Genomic DNA, 21,001 nt, shown 5'->3' with positions numbered 1-21,001 from the left:
GTTTGTGCCGGGTTGGCTTATTGCGGTGTCCACTTCAGGCCGATGTAAGCGTTGCGGCCGCCGGTGGCGTAGCCGCGCGCCAGTGTGTAGTCCTTGTCGCCCACATTGTCCACGCGCGCCACCAGGCCGATGTCGCGCGTGATCTGCGTGCTGGCCACCAGGTTCAGCACCGTGTAGCCGCCCAGGGTGCGGGTGTTGGCCGCATCGTCGAAGCGTTTGCTCGACGATTGGATTTCGGCGCCCAGCGTCCAGCCGGCAATGCGCCAGTCGGCGCCCAGCGTGCCGTGACGGCGGGCGCGTCGCGCCAGCAGGTGGTCGGTGTCCAGGTCGCGCGGATCCTGGAAATCCGCCGAGGCGCGCAAGGTCAGGTCGCCGATGCGGTGGCCGCCCGACAGCGTCACGCCCTGGTAGCGGGCACGCGCGGTACTGGCATAGCAGCCGAAGCCGGAAGGGCAGTTGGTGGCCGAGCCGTCGAACACGATCAGATTGTTGACGCGGTTCTGGTAGACCACGATACCCGCATGCGTGCCGCCATCGGTGTAGCGCAAGCCCAGTTCGACGTTGCGGCCCGACTCGGGCTTGAGGCTGGGCGTGCCGTATTCGCTGAAACGCTGGTACAGCGTGGGCGCGCGGAAAGAAGTTCCAGCCGACACCGTAGCGCGCAGCTTGGGTGTGATCGAGAAGCCGTAGGCCGCGCTGCCGGTGGTCTTGCCGCCGAACTCGCTGTCGTCGTCGCGGCGCACGTGCAGCTGGAGCGAATGGGCACCCTGCACGAAGCCGTAGCCGAGCGAGACTGCATCCTGCGAGCGCTTGCTCGCGAGCAGGCCGGTGAAGGTGGTCGGTGCATTTTCCAGCGCGTCTTCACGGCGTTCGAGCGTGGCCGTCACCAAGTGCGGGCCGAAGCGGAATTCGTTCTGGAACAGGTAGCCGCGAAGGTTCGTCTCGGTGCGATAGAACGAAGGCTGGGTCTTGTAAACCGCTTGCGAATCGGTGACCTGCACGCGCGTGCTGTACACATCGTTCCACTTGGCCGACCACGAAAGCCCGGCCGTGCGCAGCGTGTTGTTGCCGATGTCGTTCCTGAACTGGATCGGCGGGCGGGCCCTGGCGCTGACCTGTTCGTCATAGCCCGCTTCCACATCGCTGTAGAGCAGCGTCGCGTCGAGCCGCTGGTCGGGCGTGAGCTGGTAGCCGAGCCGCAGGTTGCCGGAGTTGCTGTGGTAGCCGTCGCGGTCGGGGCTGGTGTAGCCGTCTCTCGAGGGTGTGCGCTTGTCCAGAGGCTGCACGTTGAAGCCCCTGCTCTCCTCATGCGCGACACCCAGCGAATAGTCCAGCGCGCCGGACTTTCCGCTCACGCCGGCTTCGGCCTTGCGCAGGCCATGGCTGCCGAAGCCGACGCCCGCATAGGGAGACACGCCTTCTTCGCCGCGCTTGGTGAAGAGCTGGATCACGCCGCCCACAGCGTCGGAGCCGTACACCGCGGCAGCCGGGCCGCGAAGCACTTCGATGCGGTCGATCTGCGAGAGGGGAATGCTCTCCCAGCCGGCGCCGCCGGTCGATTGCGAATCGACACGCACGCCGTCGACGTACACGGCCGTGAAGCGCGTCTCCGCGCCGCGAATGTAAAGGCTGGTGGTGTTCCCCACGCCGCCGCTGCGCGTGATCTCGATGCCGGGCAGGCGCGCCAGCACATCGGCCACGCCGACCGCGCCGCTGCGCTCGATGGTCTGCCGGTCGATGACCGACACGTCACCCACCAGGTCCGACAACGGCTGCGGCGTGCGGTTGGCCGTGACCACGGTTTCCCCGAGTACGGGAGCGGCTGCGTCTTGCTGCGCATGCGCCGCGAAGGGCAGCTGAAACAGGGCTATGCCGCCGAAAGCGGAGGCCAGCGCCAGCGGCAGGCAGGCAAGGCGGCGGCGGGGCGCGGGAACACGGCCGAGGGGAAGGGAATCACAGGAAGTCATGAATGGAGCGAACGAACGTCTATGCCCGTCGCCGGCCTCCCCGCCAGCGTTTGGGCGCAATGGCTGCCTCGTGCATCGATATCGATCGCGCACGCGGTAGCCGCCTCGTTGGCCGGTATCCGGGCTGGCAGTGCGACCTCACCGCCTTCCCAGGTGCCTGTTTCAGGGCACCCAGTGGCTGGATGGATGAGATTGACGCTTGCGGCGTCGACTGCTTGACCGTTGCGGGGGCAGCGCAGGCGGCTTCGGCCCGGTTCCGCCGGGGGCGTTCACTCCTGCTTCCCGTTGAACCGCGTCGTGTGAACCACGCCGCAGGCACCAACGGGCAGGATTTTAGGGCCTTCGCCGGCGCAGTAAGCCAAAAGTTGCGCCGTCCGTTGTTCGGCGGGAAACTACAATCGCCAACCATGCCCGCCTCCAGCCCCATCGACCAGATCGCCGAGCGTGTGGAACGCCTGCTCGTGCGTCATGAAGAGGTGCAGCGCACCAATGCGCTGCTGCAGGAGCAGGTCGAAGCGCTCACGCGCGAGCGCGACGCACTCAAGTCGCGGCTCGCCGCGGCTCGCACGCGCCTCGATGCGCTGCTCGAGCGGCTGCCGGCCGAACCACCTTCCGAAGATTCCCCCGCATGAAGCAGATTGAAGTTCAGATCATGGGCCAGAGCTATCTGCTCGGCTGCCCCGATGGCGGCGAGGCGCAGCTGCGCGATGCGGTCGATCGCGTGGACGCCGCCATGTGCAAGATCCGCGATGCCGGCAAAGTAAAAGCACGCGACCGCATCGCAGTGCTGGCCTCGTTGAACCTGGCTTTCGACCTGGCCGCGCAACAGACCGCCGCCGCGGCTGCAGCGGCATCCGCACCTGCTGCCATGGCTCCCGTGCGCGAAATCGGCGAGGCCGGCGAAGCCGATGCCAAGGCCGCGCAACTCATCCAGAAACTCGATCAAGCCCTCGCGGGCGATGATCATTTGCTCTGAGCGGCCGCGTCCGGTCCGCCAGAGGCGTAAAATCCGAACTGTCTGCGGTGCGCGTCGGGCTTAATATTTCCTTGTTCCAATGCTCTCCGGAGCCGGGCTTGGTACATCGCTTGACGGGCGTGATCATCTCGCGTTAGATGAACCCGAAGTCTTGCTGCCCTCGCCCACCTGAACCCTGGTTCAGGATGCGGGTTCGGCGCCCACTTGCAGACACCTTTTTCGTACATACGGCCCCTGCATGCACTGCACGGGGCCGTTGCTTTTTTTCAAGGCCCGCTGCGTGACTTCCCTGCTCGACCCCGTCCTGATCGCCGAATTGGCCGCGCTCGGCCTGGGCACCGGTTTTCTGGCGGGCCTGCTCGGCATCGGCGGCGGGATGCTCATGGTGCCGTTCATCACGATCATCATGGGCCATCGCGGGGTTGCTTCCGATCTGGCGGTGAAGATGGCCATCGCCACCTCGATGGCCACGATCATCTTCACCTCGGTGTCCAGCGTGCGCGCGCACCACAAGCGCGGCGCGGTGCGCTGGGACATCGTGCGGCGCCTTGCGCCCGGCATCGTCATCGGCAGCCTGCTGGGCAGCCTCGGCGTGTTCGCGCTGCTCAAGGGAACGGTGCTGGCCATCGTCTTCGCGCTGTTCGTTGGCTTCTCGGCCACGCAGATGTTCCTCGACCGCAAGCCCAAGCCCACGCGTCAGATGCCGGGCACTGCGGGGCAACTGTCGGCAGGCGGCGCCATCGGTTTCATCTCGGGCCTGGTCGGTGCGGGCGGCGGCTTCGTCAGCGTGCCGTTCATGACCTGGTGCAACATATCCATTCACAATGCAGTCGCCACCAGCGCCGCGCTGGGCTTTCCGATTGCAGTGGCCAACGTGCTGGGCTATGTGGTCAGCGGGCAATCGGTGCAGGGCCTGCCAGGCGGGTCGTTCGGCTACATCTGGCTGCCCGCACTCGCGGTGATCGCGGTGTGCAGCGTGCTCACTGCGCCGCTGGGCGCGAAGGCCGCACACAACCTGCCGGTGAAGAAGCTCAAGCGCGTGTTCGCGAGCATCCTGTACCTGCTGGCGGCCTACATGCTCTGGAAGGGCCTGCAAGGCTAGGCCCACCGCCCCAAAGCCCCTTGGCTCGCGGGTGACACCCGTTGCGACACCGCGGCCCCAGCCGTATAACGGTCGCATGAAAATCCTCATCGCCGTCGACGGCAGCGCCTATACGCAAAAGGCGCTCAGCTACCTCCTCGCCAACCGCGCCATGTTCGTGGATGGCCACGAGCTGACCATCGTGCATGTCTGCACCGGCATCTCGGGCCACGTCGCGCGCCACCTCAGCAAAGAGGTGATCGCCGACTACTACGCCGAAGAAAACGCCAAGGTCATCGAGCCCGTGAAGGCGCGGTTCGCGGAGAGCGGCGTCACCAACTACACGGTCGACAAGCGCCACGGACACGCGGCGGAAGAGATCCTCAAGTCGGCCGCCGCGACACACGCCGAACTCATCGTGCTCGGCACCCACGGCCACGGCATCTTTGGCCGTGCGTTGATGGGCTCAGTGGCCACCAAGGTGATCTCCGAGACCGACACCACCGTGATGCTGGTGCAGTAAGGCAAGGCACCAAGCCTTTTCTTTAGCAGTTATTGAACGCGCTGCTGCCGCCACTCGCGCGGCGAGCAGCCGAAGCGTTCTCGGAAGGCGCGGCTGAAGTGCGCCGCGTCGTTGAAGCCCCGGCCGTATGCGATGTCGGCCACCGGCCGTCCGGCCATGCGGGGCTCGAGCAGGTCTCGGCTGCAGGCTTCGAGCCGGCGTTCCCAGATGTACTGAGACGGCGTGAGCGGCTCGCTCTTGAAGATGCGGTGGATGTGGCTTGCCGACACGCCCAGCTCCGCCGCGAGGCTTCCCACTGAAAGCGATGGATCGGCAAGTTGCTCGTCGATGCGCCGCTTCACGCGCGCGAGGTGATACGCCGTCAGGCTGCTCAGCCCCGGTGAGCGCGCCGCCGGCAGCGTCTGCAGGCCGGCAACCAGAATGCTCTGCACGCCGTTGGCCACCGCGAGCGCGGAGGCCGGTTGCAGCGTGTCGATGTCTTCGCGCAGCGTGCGGATCATGCCCAGCAGCAGGTGCCCTGCGCCCTCGCGGCCGGACACGGTGGTGGCCGTCAGCGCCTCGGTATCGTGCAGTTCGCTGCGCAGGCGTTCGCCGGGCAGCTTGAGAACGATCTGCTCGAAGGTGTCGTCGAACAGCAGCTCATACGGCCGTGTGCTGTCGTACAGCGCAAAGTCGCCCGCCGCCAGTACGGCATCACGACCGTCCTGCCGCACCACGCCGTGTCCGCGCGCCTGGATGCTGACCAGGAAGTAATCGTCGCCCGAGCGCGAGATGTGACCCGGCGTGCGCATGACCTTCTGCGGCCCTGACTTGACCACCGACACGTCGAGGCTCGGCAGCGTGTGCTGGCGGATGCTGCCTTCGAATTGGCCCGCGCCGCCCTCGCGCACCGGATCGCAACCGAGCTGCACATAGACGTTGCAGATCATGTCGGTCCAGTAGGCGAGCCGCTGGTCGCGCGGGACGGCGTCGGTGCTGAGCAACTGGTTCATCGGGGGTCCTTGGGGAGTCGGCATGCAACGCTGGAACAAGAACGCCGCAAGTTCGGATCAAGGCGTTTCGCGGCGGCGAATCTACGCTTGAAGCAACCCGCATGCCACCGCGCAAACCCGGTGCGGCGTGTGCGAAGTTGTTTCATCACCCCAAAGCTCCTGGAGATCCACCATGCCCGCCACCGTTCACCCCAAGCTCCGCGTTGCCGCCGTGCAGGCCGCGCCCGTGTTCCTCGACCTCGACGGCACCATCGACAAGACCATCGATCTCGTGGTCCAGGCCGCGAGCCAAGGCGTGAAGCTCATCGCCTTTCCCGAAACCTGGGTGCCGGGCTATCCCTGGTGGATCTGGCTCGACTCGCCGGCCTGGGGCATGCAGTTCGTGCAGCGCTACCACGATAACGCGCTGGTCGTGGGCTCCGCCGAGTTCGACCGCATCAGGGAAGCCGCGCGCAAGCACAAGATCTGGGTTTCGCTCGGCTACAGCGAAAAGGCCGCCGGCAGCCTCTACATTGCCCAGGCGCTGTTCGACGATGAGGGCAACACGGTGCAGACGCGCCGCAAGCTCAAGCCCACGCACGTGGAGCGCACCGTGTTCGGCGAAGGCGACGGCTCCGACCTGGCGGTGGTCGAGACACCCATCGGCAACATCGGATCGCTCTCGTGCTGGGAGCATCTTCAGCCGCTCAGCAAGTATGCGATGTATGCGCAGAACGAGCAGATCCATTGCGGCGCCTGGCCCAGCTTTTCGCTCTACCGCGGCGCGGCCTATGCGCTCGGCCCCGAACTCAACAACGCCGCGAGCCAGGTGTACGCCGCCGAGGGCCAATGCTTCGTCGTGGCGCCGTGTGCCACCGTGTCGCAGGCAATGAGCGACCTGATGTGCACCGACCCGGGCAAGCAGCAGATGCTGCGCGTCGGCGGCGGCTATGCGCGCATCTACGCACCCGACGGCTCGCCGCTCGGCACGCCGCTCGCTGAAGACGAGGAAGGGCTGGTGATCGCCGACATCGATCTGGGGATGATTGCGCTCGCCAAGGCGGCGGCCGACCCAAGCGGCCACTATTCGCGGCCCGACGTCACGCAGCTGCTGCTGAACAAGACCCGCCGCGAGCCCGTGGTGCTGCAGCGCGCGCCCGAGGTCGAAGGCGGTGCCTTCGAAGCCATCGTCGCCTCGCCCGAGCCGGCAGCGGCATCGCGCCAGCTGCCCCTGGCCGCCTGAAGCACCGGAGCCACGCCATGGAATCTGCCATTGCCGAGCACCTGAAGTGTCCCCGCACGCGCCACCGCCGGGTGGAGGACGACTATGCGCCGCCCTACCCCGTCTGGTCGGCGCGCGCGCCGGCCGCGGTCACGCAGGTCGTGATGGGCTATTTTGGCGTGCAGTCGCGCGGGGCTGAAATGCAGGGCCGCGCGTGCGCGGCGCTGATGAAGATCGCAGCCAGCTTCGCCCTGCCCGACGGTCCCGGCCACCACGACTTCACGCACCACGTCGATGCCGATGGCTACGACAACATGATCGCCATCGCCTATTGGAGCGACCCCGCCGCGCACGCGCGATGGTGTGCAACACCCGAGATCGATGCCTGGTGGCGCTCCGACGAGCGGCTGACGGAGGGCCTCGGCTACTTCCGGGAAATCGTTTCGCCGCGCGCCGAGCACTTCGAGACCATGTTCAACACGCCAGACCGCCTCGAAGGCGTGGGCGTGGTGATGGGCGGCGTGAGCGGCGAACTGCAGGAGCACGGCTACTGGGGTTCGATGCGCGACCGCATCCCGTTGTCGCAGACCGATGCCATGGCGCCTTCGGGCATCCGCGCCATCATCGCCGGCGCTCCCGCACCGGGGCAGCGCGTGCGCGTGGCAGGCCACGAAAACATCGCGATGATCCGCTCCGGCCAGGAGTGGGCTGACACCACGGGCCAGGAACGCTCGCTCTATCTCGGCGAAATGGAACCCGTGCTGCGCGAGGGCATGGACTTCCTGCGCGACCAGGGCCTGGGCATCGGTTGCTACAGCAACCGCTACATGCACCACCTCGACGCCAAGGGTGCGCCGCTGGAAAAATCGTTCGGCCTGAGCTTCTGGCGCTCGCTCGCCGACATGGAACGCTGGGCCGAATCGCATCCCACGCACGTGGCGATCTTCGGCAGCTTCATGCGCTACGTGCAGGCGCTGAACTTCCAGCTGCAGCTGCGCGTGTACCACGAAGTGTCGGTGCTGAAGGCGGACGAGCAGAGCTACGAGTACGTCAACTGCCATGCGCGCAGCGGGCTCATGAACGGGCTGGCGCTGGCATAGAAAAAAAGCCCGATCGGGCGATTGCTTTAGGATGCGCGGCCCGATTCAAAGGCAAGGACCCCGACCATGTGGAGCGATCTCGACAGCCTCGTCGAAGCCTCGATGCAGGAATGGAAAGTGCCTGGGCTCGCGCTGGCCGTCATCCAGGACGGCGAGATTGCCGTGCTCAAGGGCTACGGCGTGCGCGACATCGGCACCGGTCAGCCGGTGAGCATCGACACGCAGTTCTTGCTGTGCTCGATCACCAAGTCGTTCACCGCGGCCGGACTCGGGCTGCTGGTCGACGACCGCAGGCTCGACTGGGACCGGCCCGTGCGCGACGTGATTCCCGAATTCCGCATGTACGATCCGGTCGCGACGGAGCGCCTGACGCTGCGCGACCTGCTCTGCCATCGCAGCGGGTTGCCGCGGCACGATTGGATTCACCAGCCCGGTGATCTTTCCGGCGCGCAGATGCTGCCGCTGCTGCGCCACCTGATGCCCAGCCGCGAACTGCGCGATGCCTTCCAGTACTCGAACCTCGGCTACATGGTCGCGGGCATCGTCGCGGAGCGGGTCAGCGGGTTGAGCTGGGAAGAATTCACCGCCGAGCGGCTGCTGAAGCCACTGGGCATCGAGGATTTCAGTTTCACCATCGAGGCGCTCGCCGCTGCAGACAACGCGGCTCGCCCGCACGCCATGGTCGGCGACGAATGCACGCCCACCCCGCTCTGGCCCATCCGCACCACAGCTGGAGGTGGCATCAACACCTCCGTGGCAGAACTCGCGAAGTGGGTCCGCTTTCTGATCGCCGAAGGCAAGGCGAATGGCACTCAGCTTCTCTCCGCACAGGCGCTGCGCGAGATGGCAACGCCGCGCGTTCACATGGGCCGGTCGGAGTACGCCGAGATCGGCGACTCTCACTATGGCTTGGGCCTTTTCTGCGAAAGCTACCGCGGCGACCGCACACTGTCTCATTCGGGCTCATGGCTCGGCTGGGGAACGCTGATGACAGTCATGCCCGCACGGCGCACAGGTGTCGTCGTACTGACGAATCGCGCGCCAAGCGCCGTGACTTCGCTGCTGACCTACGCGGCATTCGATCGAATCAGTGGGCGGGAGCCTGTCGACTGGTTCGGGCGCTTCATGCCCAAGCGCCGCGGCTTTCTCGAACGGCAGAAGATGGACAAGACGAAGCGCGAAGAGAAACGCCGCGCCGGAACGCTGCCCAGCCATCCGCTCGACGAGTACGCAGGCAGCTACGAACATCTGGCCTATGGGCGCATCGAGATCACAAACAGCCCCGCCGGTCTCACGTGGCGTTGGCGAGGCCTCTCCGGCGCATTGACGCACTGGCACTACGACGTGTTCATCACGCCGGATAGGCCGACAGAGTTCTACCCCGACAACCTGGCGCTGACCTTTCTCTACGACCGTGAAGGCCGCATCGACCGCGTCGCGGCGCCATTCGAACCACAGGTGCCCGACATCGTCTTCCGGCGCGTGCCGGAACCCGCGGACACTGCCAAGGAAAAGCCCTAGGCGAACAGCCCCTTGTGCTGCTCCCGCAGCAGCGCCTTCTGCACCTTGCCCATGGTGTTGCGCGGCAGTTCGCCGACGACAAAGCAGCGCTTCGGAATCTTGAAGTTCGCGAGTTTCGACTTGAGCTCCGCAACAATGGCATTGGCGTCGAGCACCCCGCCCGCCTTGGGAATGACGACGGCGACCCCGACTTCGCCGAAGTCGGGGTGCGGCACGCCGACCACGGCGCTCTCGGCCACGCCGGGGAGCTCATTGATGTAACCCTCGATCTCGGCCGGGTAGACGTTGTAGCCGCCGCTGATGATCAGGTCCTTGCTGCGCCCGACGATCGTGATGTAGCCGCGGCCGTCGATCTTGCCGACGTCGCCGGTCTTGAAGAAACCGTCGGCGGTGAATTCTTCTTTCGTCTTTTCGGGCATGCGCCAGTAGCCTGCAAACACATTGGGGCCGCTGACCTGGATGTTGCCGATCTCGTCGGTGGTGCAGTCGCGGCCGCTGTCGTCGCGCACGCGCAGCTGCACGCCGGGCAGCGCGAAGCCGACCGTACCGCCGCGGCGCTCGCCCTGCGCGGGGCTGTAGGGGTTGGAGGTGAGCATCACCGTCTCGCTCATGCCGTAGCGCTCCAGAATGGTGTGGCCGGTGCGCTCACGCCACTCGTCGAAAGTTTCGATGAGCAACGGCGCGGAGCCCGCAATGAAGAGGCGCATGTTGCGCACCGCTTCGCGCGTGAGACCCGGTTCGGCCAGCAGGCGCACGTAGAGCGTGGGAACGCCCATGAACACGGTGGCCTCGGTCAGCTTCTCGACCACGCGCTTCGGATCGAACTTCGAAAACCAGATCATCTTGCTGCCGTTGAGCAGCGCCCCGTGCAACGCGACGAAGAGGCCGTGCACGTGGAAGATGGGCAGTGCATGGATCAGCACGTCGCCTTGGGTCCAGCCCCAGTAGTCCTTGAGCACCTCGGCGTTCGACAGCAGATTGTCATGCGTGAGCATGGCACCCTTGCTGCGCCCGGTGGTGCCGCTGGTGTAGAGGATGGCGGCGAGGTCGTCGGCCTCCTTCTTCGCAATCACGTGCTGGTCGCTGCACTGCGCCGCCACCTCCAACAGCGTGCCGGTGCGATTGTCGTCGAGCGTGAAAACGTGTCGCGTGCCCGCCGCGTTGGCGATGGGTCCGACCCACGAGGCATTGCGGCTGGTGCACACCACCACAGCGGGTTCGGCGTTGCCGATGAAGTACTCGATCTCGGCGCTTTGATAGGCGGTGTTGAGCGGCAGGAACACATAACCCGCGCGCAGCGTGGCGAGATAGAGAATCATCGCCTCGACCGACTTTTCGACCTGCACCGCTACGCGGGCGCCCTCTTCCAGGCCCAACGCGCCGAGCAGGTTGGCCATCATGGCGCTGGCGCGGTCGAGATCTCGCCACGAATAGAACAAGCCTTCGTCGGTTTCCACCGCAATACTGTCGAGGTCGGAGGGAAAGGACGCGCGCAGAGCGGCGAACAGGTTGGGGTTGGCTTTCGTCTTCATCGGGCGGGTCTTCAGAAATTCGGTGTGCGCTTGGCAAGAAAGGCATCGATGCCTTCGCGGTGTTCGGCGGAGTCGGCGTAATCGTAGGCAGTCGCGAGCAGGTTCTCCGTCGAATGCGCGCCGGCTTTCAGCATGGCGAAGGTGCGCTTGTGCAGGCGCGCGGCCTGCGGCGCCAGGGCGGCGATGCGCGTGGCATGGGCCTGTGCGGCGGCCACCACCTCGTCGTCGGGCAGCACCTGCAGCAGAAAGCCGGCATCGTACAGGCGCTGTGCGCCGTGCACGCCGGCGGCCAGCAGCATGTCGCGCGCCAGCACGTCGCCAATGGCGCCATGGACCAGCGCGGCCTCTCGCGGCGCCATCGGAAAGCCGAGCTTTGCGATGGGTGCGCCAAACCTGGAGGAAGTGCCCGCAAGGCGGATGTCGCAGCAGCTCGCAATCTCGATGCCGGCGCCCATGCACGCGCCTTCGATCTGCGCGACCATGGGCAGCGGGCAATCGAGCATGGCCTGGAGCGCGCCCCAGACCTCGTTCTCGTGAAATTCGCGCAAGCTGGCTTCGTCGAAACGAAACAACGGGTATTCGGAAATGTCGCCACCGGCGCAGAAGGCACCGCCCTCGCCGCGAACCACGACACAGCGCAGCTCGGCATCGGCCACTTGGCGGATGTCGTCGAACACCGCACGCAGTTCACGCCACATGCCGCGCGTCATGGCATTGAGGCGCCCCGCGTTCGACAGGGTGACGAACGCAACGGCGCCCTCGCGGCGCAGTGAAACGTGGCGCTCGTCCATCACTCGAGCTTGGCGCCCGAGGCCTTCACCACCTTGGCCCAGCGCTTGATCTCGGAGTTGACGAAGCCGCCGTACGAAGCCATGGTGAGGTTCGGAATCTCGGAACCGTTCTGGGTCCAGATAGCCTTGAGCTCATCGCTGGCCAGCGCCTTCTTCATGTCGTCGACGATGCGCGCCTGCAGGTCGGCCGGCGTGCCCTTGGGGGCCCACAGGCCATACCACGTGGTGACCGTGTAGTCGGGCAGCCCCACCTCGGTGGCGCACGGCACGTCGGGGAACGCCGGGTTTCGCTTGCTGCCCGCCACCATCAGCGCCTTGATGCGCCCGCCCTTGATGTGCTGGGCCGAAGAACCGAGGCCATCGAACATCAGGTCGACGTTGCCGGCAATCAGGTCGGACAGCGCCGGGCCCGCGCCGCGGTACGGAATGTGCGTGATGAAGGTGTTGGTCTGCAGCTTGAACAGCTCGCCCGCCAAGTGGTGCGAAGTGCCCGCACCGGCCGAGCCGTAGTTGAGCTTGCCGGGATTACGCTTGGCGGCGGCAACGAATTCCTGCAAGGTGTTGGCCGTGACGCGGCGCGGGTTGACCACCACCACTTGAGGCACGTTGGCCAACAGCATCAACGGCACGAAGTCTTTTTCGAGGTCGTAGTCGAGCTTGGGGTAAATCGATGGTGCGATGGCGTGGTGCACCGCGCCCATGAAGAGCGTGTAGCCGTCGGGCTGGGCCTTGGATGCGATGCTGGCACCCACCGTACCGCCGGCGCCGCCGCGGTTGTCGATGACCAGCGTCTGGCCGGTGACCCTGGCGAACTGCGCCGAGAGCGGACGCGCGAAGGCATCGGTGCCGCCGCCGGCCGGAAACGGCACGATCATGTTCACCGGCCGAGTCGGCCAGTTACCCCCCTGCGCACGCGCGCCGCCACCGCACAGAACGGCGGCACCGGCCGCGGCCAGACGCAGCACGTCGCGTCGTTGAAAACTCTGGGTCATCTGTCATCTCCTGTCGTTGTGGATTGCCGCGCCATGCGGCCGCCGGCACTGCGTGCGCCGAACTTCTTTCAGAACTCAGCCCTTCTTGAAAAACAGGCTTTCAACATCTCCCGATACCGCGACCTTCCCCTCGGCCAGCCACGCGCGATGCTTGTCGAGCCGTTTCAGATCGTAGAGGTAATTCACCATCAGTCCGTAAGACTGCTTCTGCCCTTTGGGCGAGGGATCGCCGGCCCAGTTGAGCCGCTCCACGCGCGCGCCGTTGCCCAAGTGGAAGCGCGCCACCGGATCGGCTGGCGTGCCGTCGATCAGCGTGTGGCCCAGGTATTCAGCGGCGGCCTGCAGCAGCCATTGGCGCAGCGGCGACTTGGCATCGAGGGCGACGGCGCCGTCCACCGCAGCAAGCAGGCGGTCGGCAGTGGGCGGCAGCGAGCCGACGAGGCGGCCGAGTTCGGCTTCGCGCTTTTCGTCCAGGCGCGGCAGCAGCTCCGCGGCGTTCTTGGCAAGCCAGCTGCGAAAGCCGGGAATCGGCGAGAGCGTGGCAAAGACCTTGAGGCGCGGCAGTTCGTCCTGCAGGGTTTCGACCACGCGCTTGATGAGCGAATCGCCAAAGCTCACGCCGCGCAAGCCGTCCTGGGTATTGCTGATCGAATAGAAGATGGCCGTCGTGGCCTTGGTCGGGAGGATCGGCACCGCGGTCTCGTCGAGCAGCGGTGCAATGCCCTCGCTGATGCGGTCGACCAGCGCCACCTCGACGAAGATCAGCGGCTCGTTGGGCAGCCGCGGATGAAAGAAGCCGTAGCAGCGCCGGTCGCTGTCGTCGAGCCGGTTCTTCACGTCGGTCCAGCTCTTGATGTCGTGCACGGCCTCGTAGCGGATCAGCTTCTCGATCAGCGACGCCGGCGAATTCCAGTCGATCCGGCGCAGTTCGAGAAACGCGACGTCGAACCAGGTGGAGAACAGGTGCTCCAGTTCGGCGTCCAGCGCGATCAGCCGCTTGTCGGACTTGAGAAAAGGCAGCAGTTCGGCACGCAGGTCGACCAGAAAGCGCATGCCTTCGGGTTCGACCGCGAAGCGCTGCAACAGGCGCATGCGCGGCGAGACCAGCGCGCGCCGCAGCTTGAGTTCGGCCTGGCCTTCGTCGGGCGTTCCCACCGCGGCCTGGTGCTGGTCGCGCGCGGACTTGAGCTTGTGCGGATCGGCCGCGAATTGCTCGCTCATCAGCGCCCAATAATCGCGCCGCTCCTCAGGTTCGGCGCTGGCGTACGCGGTTGCGATGGCATGCGCGCGGCGACCACCCTCGACCTCGCTCACACGCGGATCGATCACGGCCTGCAAGGCGGCGAGCACGCGGCGCAGCGCGCGCGGCGACAAGGCTTCGTCGGCCTTGCGCAAAGTGGCCTGCATGCGCTCGGCGGTGGAGCGCAGGCTCGGTTTGGCGGCGGTCTTGGACGCACCGCGGGCGGCTCCCTCGGGTGCCACCGGCACCTTGTTGCCGGACTTCTCGCCAGAACGCAATCGCGCCTGGAACCATTCGGTCGCACTCATCGACAAACTCCAATGTTGTGAGGTGCGGGGAAGTCTTTTTTCATGTCGTTCATGACATCACCCTGGATTTCTGTTGCCGCGCCACCTCGCGCAGTGCTTCGCGCTGCCGCGTCAGGTGCGTGCGCATGGCCGCGTCCGCGCCGTCGCTGTCGCGCGCCTTGAGTGCCGCGAACACCGCCAGGTGCTCCGACAGGCTCTGCTCGAGCCGGCCCGGCGCATGCAGCTGCTGGAGGCGCGCGAGTTTGAGGATCTTGCGCAAGTCGCCGATGACCTGCGCCAGCCAGCGGTTGTCGGCCAGTTGGATGATCGCCTCGTGGATCAGGTGGTTGGTGGCGTAATAGTCGTTGATGCGCTTGGACTTGGCGTGTCGCACCAGCCGGTCGTGCAGCGCATCGAGCTCGTGCAGCTCGGAATCGCTTGCGTTGCGCGCGGCCTCGTAGGCACAACGGCCTTCGAGCAGCGCAATGACCGGAAATATCTCATCGAGATCGCGCTCCGTCACCTCGCGCACGAAGCAGCCGCGCCGCGGTTCATGCCGCAGCAGGCCTTCGGCCGTGAGCACCTTGAGCGCCTCGCGCAAGGGGGTGCGGGAGATCGACAGCCTCTCGCACAGTGCGGCTTCGTCCAGGAAGCTGCCCGGTGCCAACACGCCCGCGAAAATCTGCTCGCGCAGCGTGGCGGCCACTTCGTCGTGCAGGGAGTTGGGGACCAGGCGCATGAGGATGTGAAACGCGGCAGGTGTAATTTCCTGTAATTACGCGTAATTGTGAATCCGCGATGAACGCGGCACAAGGCCGCGCGGCACGCCCGCGGCCCGTGCTTACCCTGAGTGCCGGAGCCTCAGGCCGTCACCGGCTGGCGGCGCTGCGCGGCCCAGATCCACAGGCCGATGCCGAAGATCACCATCGGCACGCTGAGCCACTGCCCCTGGCTCAGGTTAAGCGCGCGCAAGCCGAGAAAATCATCCGGCTCGCGGAAATACTCGGCAATGAAGCGCAGCACGCCATAGCCGATCATGAACACCGCGGCCACCTGCCCTTGCTTGCGCTCCTTGCGGGCGTACAGCCACATGATGACGAACAGCAGAAGCCCTTCGAGCAGGAACTGGTAGACCTGCGAGGGATGGCGCGGCAGCATCGAGCCGCTCTGCGGAAACACCATGCCCCACGGCAGGTCCGGGCTGCTGAAGCGGCCCCAGAGCTCACCGTTGATGAAATTGCCCACGCGGCCTGCCGCCAGCCCCGTCGGCACGCAGGGCGAGACGAAATCCATCACCTGCCAGAACGGCCGGGCACGCGAACGTGCGAACCAGAGCATCGCCCCGATCACGCCCAGCAGGCCGCCGTGAAAGCTCATGCCGCCCTGCCACACGTAAAGAATCTGCAGCGGATTCGCGAGATAGAACTCGGGCTTGTAGAACAGGCAGTAGCCGAGCCGGCCACCCACGATGACGCCCATCACCCCGAGAAAGAGAATGTCCTCGATGTCCTTGCGCTGCCACGCGCCCGCGCCGACCAGCGAGCGATACGGCTCGTGCCGCAGGCGGCGCGTGCCGAGAAAATAGAACAGCGCGAACGCGGCGAGGTAGGTCAGCCCGTACCAATGAATGGCAACGGGCCCGAGCTGCAGGGCGATGGGATTGATCTGCGGATACATGAGCATGGCGCCGATTGTGCCCCGGTCGAGTGACCCTCTCCGGGCGCAACCGCGGACCGCTCAACCGCCCTTGTGCGTGCGCTCGCGCACGAACTCCACGAATCGCTCCAGCGCCGGATGCGTGGCGTGCGCGGGCCACACGAGGCTGGTCTCGCAGGCGGGCAGCGCCACGCGGCCGCGCCCGGCGCCTTTGAACGCCTGAGCCTGCCGATAGATCACGCCCGCGCGGCGGAACTGCATCACGCTGTGCGGCACCCAGGCCATGCCGATGCCACCCGAGACGAGATTGACGATGGTCTGCATCTGGATCGCTTCTTGCGCCACCTGTGGCACGCGGCCGGCCGAGTGATAGAGGCCAAAGATGGCGTCGTGCAGCGAAGGCACGATGCGGCGCGGAAAGATCACCAGCGGCTCGGCCAGCACCTCGGCCAGCGGCACCGGGGTTGCGCTCGCCAGCCGATGCTGCGCCGGCATGGCCAGCACCAGCGGCTCCTGCTCCACCGTCAGACGCGAGAGTCCCGGAGGCGCGGAGCCCGGCGAATGGAGCATGAGCCCGGCATCGATGTCGCCGCGCGCGAAGGCTTCGAGCTGCACGTCGCCCGTGGCTTCGACCAGTTCGAGCGCCACCTCGGGGCACAGCACACGGAACTCGCGCACCCAGGCCGGTAATTTTTCGAAGCCGATGGTGGAAACGAAGGCGATGCGCACCCGCCCCACCTGCCCGGCCGCCGCGGCACGCGCGCGCTCGGGAAGGGCCTGGGCACGCGCCAGCAGCTCGCGCACGTCGGGCAGCAGCGCCTCGCCGGCAGGCGTGAGCGCCACGCGCCTGCGCGTGCGGTCGAACAGCAGCACGCCCAATGTTTTTTCGAGCTGGGCAATGGCCTGCGTGACGGGAGGCTGCGTCATGTGCAGGCGTTCGGCGGCGCGGCCGAAATGCAGTTCCTCGGCCACGGCCACGAACTGCCGCCAGGCGCGCAGGTCGATCAAGCTTTCTTTCATATGCCGAGCATATCAATCTGCACTGAAAAACGGATTGGAATGAATCAATGAGAAGTCCGATACTTGGGCTTCCCCCGATCTCCCCACGACACAAGAGACACCATGGACACCAAGCCGATCCAGATCAACCGCCGCAGCGCCAACATCGTCGAAGGCAAGAGCCGCGCGCCCAACCGCTCGATGTTCTATGCCATGGGCTACGAAGAGAGCGACTTCAAGAAACCGATGGTCGGCGTGGCCAACGGCCACAGCACCATCACGCCCTGCAACTCGGGTCTGCAGAAGCTGGCCGACGCGGCCATCGCGGGCATCGAGGAAGCCGGTGGCAACGCGCAGGTGTTCGGCACCCCCACCATTTCCGACGGCATGGCCATGGGCACCGAAGGCATGAAGTATTCGCTGGTGAGCCGCGAAGTCATCTCCGACTGCATCGAGACCTGCGTCGGCGGCCAGTGGATGGATGGCGTGCTGGTGGTCGGCGGCTGCGACAAGAACATGCCCGGCGGCCTCATGGGCATGCTGCGCGCCAACGTGCCGGCCATCTACGTCTACGGCGGCACCATCCTGCCAGGCCGCTACAAGGGGCAAGACCTCAACATCGTGAGCGTGTTCGAAGCCGTGGGCCAGAACGCTGCCGGCAACATGAGCGACGAAGACCTGCACGAGATCGAGAAGCGCGCCATTCCTGGCACCGGCTCGTGCGGCGGCATGTACACGGCCAACACCATGTCCAGCGCGTTCGAGGCGCTGGGCATCTCGCTGCCCTACTCGTCCACCATGGCCAACCCGCACGACGAAAAGGCCAACTCGGCCAAGGAATCGGCCAAGGTGCTGATCGAGGCGATCAAGAAAGACCTGAAGCCGCGCGACATCGTGACCAAGAAGGCCATCGAGAACGCGGTGGCCGTCATCATGGCCACGGGCGGCTCCACCAACGCCGTGCTGCACTTCCTGGCCATCGCGCATGCCGCCGAGGTCGAGTGGTCCATCGACGATTTCGAGCGCATGCGCAAGAAGGTGCCGGTGCTGTGCGACCTGAAGCCCTCGGGCAAGTACCTGGCCGTCGACCTGCACCAGGCCGGCGGCATCCCGCAAGTGATGAAGGTGCTGCTGAACGCGGGCCTGCTGCACGGCGACTGCATCACCATCACGGGCCAGACGATTGCCGAAGTGCTGAAGGACGTGCCCGACGTGCCGCGCGCCGACCAGGACGTGATCCGCCCGATCGACAAGCCCATGTACGACGAAGGCCACCTGGCCATCCTCAAGGGCAACCTGTCGCCCGAAGGCGCGGTCGCCAAGATCACCGGCCTGAAGAACCCCGTCATCACGGGACCGGCGCGCGTGTTCGACGACGAGCAGTCGGCGCTCAAGGCCATCCTGGACGGCAAGATCAAAGCCGGCGACGTGATGGTGCTGCGCTACCTGGGCCCCAAGGGCGGCCCCGGCATGCCCGAAATGCTGGCCCCCACGGGCGCGCTGATCGGCGCGGGCCTGGGCGAAAGCGTGGGCCTGATCACCGACGGCCGCTTCTCGGGCGGTACCTGGGGCATGGTGGTGGGCCACGTCGCGCCCGAAGCGGCGGCAGGCGGCACCATTGCGTTCGTGAACGAAGGCGACTCGATCACCATCGACGCGCACAAGCTGGTGCTCGAACTCAACGTGCCCGAAGCCGAACTCGCCAAGCGCCGCGAAGGCTGGAAGGCCCCGGCCCCGCGCTACACGCGCGGCGTGCAGGCCAAGTTCGCGTTCAACGCCTCGAGCGCGAGCTCGGGCGCGGTGCTCGACAAGTTCTGAGGACTGTCAGGCCATCATCCACGCGCCGTAGCCAAAGGCCAGGAAGCCGAGGCCTACGATCGCGAGGATGCTGCGGAACTCGAATTCCATCGACGGCGGCAAGCTCTGCACGATGAAGTGCAGTAGTGCGCCGGCGCCGATGGTCATGAAGCCGGCACCGAGCGCCCTCCCCAGCCGGTTGTCCGGATACAGGAAGCAGACGGCAAAGCCGGCCACGAAGATCAGGTTGGCCAACACGGTGCCGCGCGTGCGCCACCGCTGCTGCGCGGGCGTGGCCTTGCGCTCGACCGGCGCGCTGGCCGGGGGGCGCCCTTCCTTGATCGCCATGCCGGTGAAGAACAGGCCGAACATCGTCGGAAACAACCCGAAGAGGCCGAATCCCCAGACGGCGCCCCACATGTTCTGGAAGTCCGCCACCAGAGCTTGCGCCGGGTCGGCCACGCTGTAGCGCACCTCGACCGGGTCGCCCCATTCCTTGTCCGACAGTCCGCCGCCGAGTCCCTTGACGCGGCGCTTCTGGCCGTCAGGCGCGATGTATTCAACGATGGGAGCGCGCGAGACCGTGGTGCGGCCGTTGCTGTCCTTGCTGCGCTTGTCGACGAACTCGACCAGGCTGCCCTGCACGCTGGCCGTGCCCTCAATCGACTGGTAACGATGCCAGCCGATCGTTGCGGCGGCGTAGAGGCCCGCGCAGCCGATCAGCAGTGCCCCGATCCCCACGCCCCAGAACAAGCCCTTGAGCCATCCCGCCAGGCCGCCGAAGGCCGGTCCGGCCAGCAGCGAGAGTCCGAAGACCAGCATCGCTTGCCGGGTCGCTTCTTCGTCCATGGTCTGTGCATGCAGTGGACAGGGCCGCCCGGCGTGTGCGTGCTCAGCGCTTCGGTCGCTGGCCCTTGCTGCCCGGCAGGCCCATGTTGCTTCGCTGGCGGTCGATGCGCGCCTGCTTGCGCCGTTCTTCGCGCTCGATGACCTTGCGCTTGGTATAGCCCGACGAATCGGCCCATGCCCACCAGGCAATGGCCATGGCAAAAGGCGACAGCACGATCCACCAGCTCCAGCCGGCAACCATGCCCACTTCCAGGTATTTCAGGCCCACGCCAAGCAGGCCCAGCAGCAGAAAAAGCATCGCGAATCCCTCGGGGTTTTGTTGGAAACGCTTCCGGGCGCCGGTGCACGGCGCTACCTACAATCGCGTTAGATCGAATGTAACCCAGCCATTACGAAATCATCCCCATGAAAAGACTCCTGTCATCCGCGATTCTGGGCTTGGGCCTTGGGTTGGCGGCGCCCGCTTTCGCAGACCTGGCCCTGGCCACGTCGAAAAACTGCATGAGCTGCCACTCGGTCGACCGCAAGGTGCTCGGCCCTTCTTTCAAGGACGTGGCGGCCAAGTACAAGGGCAACGCCGGCGCCGCGGACATGCTCGCGGCAAAGATCATCAAGGGTGGTTCGGGCGTCTGGGGGCCAGTGCCGATGCCTGCCAATACCCAAGTGAGCGAAGCCGACGCCAAGAAGCTCGCGGCCTGGGTGCTGATGACGCGCTGAGCCCAGGCATCCGCGCCCGGGCCTCGATCGTCATCAGACTCGCGGATCGATGTCCGTGGGCAGCGGCCGGCGCTCGATGCGGTCTTCGAGCTGGCCGATGTGCGCGGCCACGGTGTTGTCCGACTGCTCCGAACGCTGGCGCACCACGCTCTCGACCTGTCCCAGCCGGGTCAGCAACGACGCATGCCGCTCGGCGTTTTGCGCCATGTGCTTGTTCTCCTGGACTTCCAGAAAATTGCGCAACTCGGTGAAGCGTGAAGCCTCGGCCTTGTCGGCGAGATCGCGCTGCACCTGCATTTCCTTGTTGTGGCGCTTGGCATCGAGCAACACCGAGCTGTGCAGGTACAGCACGTAGACCAGGAAGAACACGCCCAGAGCGATCGTCAGCGCCAGCATCATCAACCCGAGCGGTGCGGAAATCGTCATGAAGCCCAGCGAGACCGGCACGGGCGCCGACAGTGTTCCCCAGTTGAGCGCGGCAAGGGCCGCGATCAACAGCAGAATGACGAACAGGAAAGCAGATCTCACGCCCATGGGGGGCCTCCTTCGGAAAATCGAACACAACGGAATCCGCCATGCGCTCCCGGCGCACGGCTGCTCCGCTGGTTTTACCTCAGGCCGGGAGGCGCAATAGCCTCTGCTTTCCAGTAACGGCCATGTCCTACAGAACCAATCAGTTGGTCTGTGACAACTGCTCCAGAATGGCCGGATTCTCCAGCGTGGACGTGTCCTGCGTGATTGCCTCCCCCTTGGCGATGCTGCGCAGCAGGCGCCGCATGA

21 protein-coding genes and 1 riboswitch are annotated in these 21,001 nt (G+C 66.0%); of the genes, 9 read left to right on the top strand and 12 right to left on the bottom strand.

Annotated elements, in window-relative coordinates; all coding sequences use genetic code 11:
- Positions 1-17 precede the first annotated feature (17 nt).
- Entirely contained in the window at positions 18-1,967 is a 1,950-nt protein-coding gene (locus tag BLR24_RS27680) for a TonB-dependent receptor domain-containing protein (RefSeq protein WP_093023461.1), read from the bottom strand.
- A 92-nt stretch (positions 1,968-2,059) separates the two neighbouring features.
- Positions 2,060-2,305, bottom strand: a riboswitch (cobalamin riboswitch).
- 69 nt (positions 2,306-2,374) lie between these two features.
- On the opposite strand from BLR24_RS27680, the gene BLR24_RS27675 reads away from it, so the two are divergent.
- The 4 genes from BLR24_RS27675 to BLR24_RS27660 all read left to right on the top strand — a co-directional run bounded on the left by BLR24_RS27675 (position 2,375) and on the right by BLR24_RS27660 (position 4,547).
- Positions 2,375-2,599, top strand: a complete 225-nt coding sequence (locus BLR24_RS27675) for a DUF904 domain-containing protein (protein ID WP_093023459.1) — start codon at positions 2,375-2,377, stop codon at positions 2,597-2,599.
- Positions 2,596-2,943, top strand: a complete 348-nt coding sequence (locus tag BLR24_RS27670) for a cell division protein ZapA (RefSeq protein ID WP_093023457.1) — start codon at positions 2,596-2,598, stop codon at positions 2,941-2,943. Before BLR24_RS27675 ends, BLR24_RS27670 begins: the two co-directional genes overlap by 4 nt.
- 238 nt (positions 2,944-3,181) lie before the next feature.
- Positions 3,182-4,045, top strand: a complete 864-nt coding sequence (locus BLR24_RS27665; protein WP_175543371.1) for a sulfite exporter TauE/SafE family protein — start codon at positions 3,182-3,184, stop codon at positions 4,043-4,045.
- A 76-nt stretch (positions 4,046-4,121) separates the two neighbouring features.
- Complete coding sequence (locus tag BLR24_RS27660; RefSeq protein WP_093023455.1) at positions 4,122-4,547, top strand: universal stress protein; 426 nt, start codon at positions 4,122-4,124, stop codon at positions 4,545-4,547.
- Between the two features lie 29 nt (positions 4,548-4,576).
- On the opposite strand, the gene BLR24_RS27655 is transcribed toward BLR24_RS27660, so the two are convergent.
- Positions 4,577-5,539 (bottom strand): AraC-like ligand-binding domain-containing protein, encoded by a 963-nt coding sequence (locus BLR24_RS27655; protein ID WP_093023454.1) that lies wholly within the window; start codon positions 5,537-5,539, stop codon positions 4,577-4,579.
- A gap of 172 nt (positions 5,540-5,711) precedes the next feature.
- Here BLR24_RS27655 and BLR24_RS27650 point away from each other — a divergent pair, with 172 nt between their 5' ends.
- From BLR24_RS27650 to BLR24_RS27640, 3 genes are all read left to right on the top strand, one after another.
- Entirely contained in the window at positions 5,712-6,761 is a 1,050-nt protein-coding gene (locus BLR24_RS27650) for a carbon-nitrogen hydrolase family protein (protein ID WP_093023453.1), read from the top strand.
- A 17-nt stretch (positions 6,762-6,778) separates the two neighbouring features.
- On the top strand, positions 6,779-7,840 hold the full coding sequence (locus BLR24_RS27645; RefSeq protein WP_093023451.1) for a phenylacetaldoxime dehydratase family protein: 1,062 nt from the start codon (positions 6,779-6,781) through the stop codon (positions 7,838-7,840).
- A 66-nt stretch (positions 7,841-7,906) separates the two neighbouring features.
- Positions 7,907-9,361 (top strand): serine hydrolase, encoded by a 1,455-nt coding sequence (locus BLR24_RS27640; RefSeq protein ID WP_093023449.1) that lies wholly within the window; start codon positions 7,907-7,909, stop codon positions 9,359-9,361.
- Here the strand turns inward: BLR24_RS27640 and BLR24_RS27635 are convergent.
- The 7 genes from BLR24_RS27635 to BLR24_RS27605 form a co-directional block, all read right to left on the bottom strand.
- Positions 9,358-10,893 carry a malonate--CoA ligase gene (locus tag BLR24_RS27635; protein ID WP_093023447.1) on the bottom strand — a complete coding sequence of 512 codons (1,536 nt, stop codon included), beginning with the start codon at positions 10,891-10,893 and terminating at the stop codon, positions 9,358-9,360. The two genes, BLR24_RS27640 and BLR24_RS27635, sit on opposite strands and share 4 nt — an antisense overlap.
- Positions 10,894-10,904: 11 nt before the next feature.
- Entirely contained in the window at positions 10,905-11,684 is a 780-nt protein-coding gene (locus tag BLR24_RS27630; protein ID WP_093023445.1) for an enoyl-CoA hydratase/isomerase family protein, read from the bottom strand.
- Positions 11,684-12,676 (bottom strand): Bug family tripartite tricarboxylate transporter substrate binding protein, encoded by a 993-nt coding sequence (locus tag BLR24_RS27625; RefSeq protein WP_093023443.1) that lies wholly within the window; start codon positions 12,674-12,676, stop codon positions 11,684-11,686. Before BLR24_RS27625 ends, BLR24_RS27630 begins: the two co-directional genes overlap by 1 nt.
- A gap of 75 nt (positions 12,677-12,751) precedes the next feature.
- Positions 12,752-14,224 (bottom strand): malonyl-CoA decarboxylase, encoded by a 1,473-nt coding sequence (locus BLR24_RS27620; RefSeq protein ID WP_093023441.1) that lies wholly within the window; start codon positions 14,222-14,224, stop codon positions 12,752-12,754.
- A 49-nt stretch (positions 14,225-14,273) separates the two neighbouring features.
- Positions 14,274-14,942 (bottom strand): GntR family transcriptional regulator, encoded by a 669-nt coding sequence (locus tag BLR24_RS27615; protein ID WP_093023439.1) that lies wholly within the window; start codon positions 14,940-14,942, stop codon positions 14,274-14,276.
- A 122-nt stretch (positions 14,943-15,064) separates the two neighbouring features.
- Positions 15,065-15,886 (bottom strand): prolipoprotein diacylglyceryl transferase, encoded by an 822-nt coding sequence (gene lgt, locus BLR24_RS27610; protein WP_093023437.1) that lies wholly within the window; start codon positions 15,884-15,886, stop codon positions 15,065-15,067.
- A gap of 54 nt (positions 15,887-15,940) precedes the next feature.
- A complete protein-coding gene (locus BLR24_RS27605; protein WP_093023435.1) occupies positions 15,941-16,879 on the bottom strand; it encodes a LysR family transcriptional regulator in 939 nt (312 codons plus the stop codon).
- 102 nt (positions 16,880-16,981) lie between these two features.
- Here BLR24_RS27605 and ilvD point away from each other — a divergent pair, with 102 nt between their 5' ends.
- A complete protein-coding gene (gene ilvD / locus BLR24_RS27600; protein WP_093023433.1) occupies positions 16,982-18,676 on the top strand; it encodes a dihydroxy-acid dehydratase in 1,695 nt (564 codons plus the stop codon).
- 6 nt (positions 18,677-18,682) lie between these two features.
- Here the strand turns inward: ilvD and BLR24_RS27595 are convergent, their stop codons facing one another.
- Positions 18,683-19,504, bottom strand: coding sequence for a DUF3592 domain-containing protein (locus tag BLR24_RS27595; RefSeq protein WP_093023431.1), 822 nt, complete (start codon positions 19,502-19,504; stop codon positions 18,683-18,685).
- Between the two features lie 43 nt (positions 19,505-19,547).
- On the bottom strand, positions 19,548-19,802 hold the full coding sequence (locus BLR24_RS27590) for a TIGR04438 family Trp-rich protein (protein WP_093023429.1): 255 nt from the start codon (positions 19,800-19,802) through the stop codon (positions 19,548-19,550).
- Between the two features lie 107 nt (positions 19,803-19,909).
- On the opposite strand from BLR24_RS27590, the gene BLR24_RS27585 reads away from it, so the two are divergent.
- A complete protein-coding gene (locus BLR24_RS27585; protein WP_093023427.1) occupies positions 19,910-20,221 on the top strand; it encodes a c-type cytochrome in 312 nt (103 codons plus the stop codon).
- 33 nt (positions 20,222-20,254) lie between these two features.
- Here BLR24_RS27585 and BLR24_RS27580 read toward each other — a convergent pair whose 3' ends face one another.
- Positions 20,255-20,755 (bottom strand): Signal transduction histidine kinase, encoded by a 501-nt coding sequence (locus BLR24_RS27580; protein ID WP_093023425.1) that lies wholly within the window; start codon positions 20,753-20,755, stop codon positions 20,255-20,257.
- Between the last annotated feature and the right edge of the window lie 246 nt (positions 20,756-21,001).

Origin of the sequence: Variovorax sp. OV700, from assembly GCF_900099805.1 — a bacterium.
Lineage (GTDB): Bacteria > Pseudomonadota > Gammaproteobacteria > Burkholderiales > Burkholderiaceae_C > Variovorax.
The sequence above is the reverse complement of the archived record's forward strand: the minus strand, read 5'-3'. Positions and strand labels throughout refer to the sequence as shown.

Bases quoted from the DNA above. Each gene is read 5' to 3' on its own strand.
- BLR24_RS27670 (WP_093023457.1), top strand. From the start codon at position 2,596: ATGAAGCAGATTGAAGTTCAGATCATGGGCCAGAGCTATCTGCTCGGC.
- BLR24_RS27675 (WP_093023459.1), top strand. From the start codon at position 2,375: ATGCCCGCCTCCAGCCCCATCGACCAGATCGCCGAGCGTGTGGAACGC.
- BLR24_RS27620 (WP_093023441.1), bottom strand. From the start codon at position 14,224: ATGAGTGCGACCGAATGGTTCCAGGCGCGATTGCGTTCTGGCGAGAAG.
- BLR24_RS27660 (WP_093023455.1), top strand. From the start codon at position 4,122: ATGAAAATCCTCATCGCCGTCGACGGCAGCGCCTATACGCAAAAGGCG.
- BLR24_RS27605 (WP_093023435.1), bottom strand. From the start codon at position 16,879: ATGAAAGAAAGCTTGATCGACCTGCGCGCCTGGCGGCAGTTCGTGGCC.
- BLR24_RS27590 (WP_093023429.1), bottom strand. From the start codon at position 19,802: ATGCTTTTTCTGCTGCTGGGCCTGCTTGGCGTGGGCCTGAAATACCTG.
- lgt (WP_093023437.1), bottom strand. From the start codon at position 15,886: ATGCTCATGTATCCGCAGATCAATCCCATCGCCCTGCAGCTCGGGCCC.
- BLR24_RS27665 (WP_175543371.1), top strand. From the start codon at position 3,182: ATGCACTGCACGGGGCCGTTGCTTTTTTTCAAGGCCCGCTGCGTGACT.
- BLR24_RS27645 (WP_093023451.1), top strand. From the start codon at position 6,779: ATGGAATCTGCCATTGCCGAGCACCTGAAGTGTCCCCGCACGCGCCAC.
- BLR24_RS27650 (WP_093023453.1), top strand. From the start codon at position 5,712: ATGCCCGCCACCGTTCACCCCAAGCTCCGCGTTGCCGCCGTGCAGGCC.
- BLR24_RS27655 (WP_093023454.1), bottom strand. From the start codon at position 5,539: ATGAACCAGTTGCTCAGCACCGACGCCGTCCCGCGCGACCAGCGGCTC.
- BLR24_RS27615 (WP_093023439.1), bottom strand. From the start codon at position 14,942: ATGCGCCTGGTCCCCAACTCCCTGCACGACGAAGTGGCCGCCACGCTG.
- BLR24_RS27680 (WP_093023461.1), bottom strand. From the start codon at position 1,967: ATGACTTCCTGTGATTCCCTTCCCCTCGGCCGTGTTCCCGCGCCCCGC.
- BLR24_RS27640 (WP_093023449.1), top strand. From the start codon at position 7,907: ATGTGGAGCGATCTCGACAGCCTCGTCGAAGCCTCGATGCAGGAATGG.
- BLR24_RS27625 (WP_093023443.1), bottom strand. From the start codon at position 12,676: ATGACCCAGAGTTTTCAACGACGCGACGTGCTGCGTCTGGCCGCGGCC.
- BLR24_RS27585 (WP_093023427.1), top strand. From the start codon at position 19,910: ATGAAAAGACTCCTGTCATCCGCGATTCTGGGCTTGGGCCTTGGGTTG.
- BLR24_RS27580 (WP_093023425.1), bottom strand. From the start codon at position 20,755: ATGGGCGTGAGATCTGCTTTCCTGTTCGTCATTCTGCTGTTGATCGCG.
- BLR24_RS27635 (WP_093023447.1), bottom strand. From the start codon at position 10,893: ATGAAGACGAAAGCCAACCCCAACCTGTTCGCCGCTCTGCGCGCGTCC.
- BLR24_RS27595 (WP_093023431.1), bottom strand. From the start codon at position 19,504: ATGGACGAAGAAGCGACCCGGCAAGCGATGCTGGTCTTCGGACTCTCG.
- BLR24_RS27630 (WP_093023445.1), bottom strand. From the start codon at position 11,684: ATGGACGAGCGCCACGTTTCACTGCGCCGCGAGGGCGCCGTTGCGTTC.
- ilvD (WP_093023433.1), top strand. From the start codon at position 16,982: ATGGACACCAAGCCGATCCAGATCAACCGCCGCAGCGCCAACATCGTC.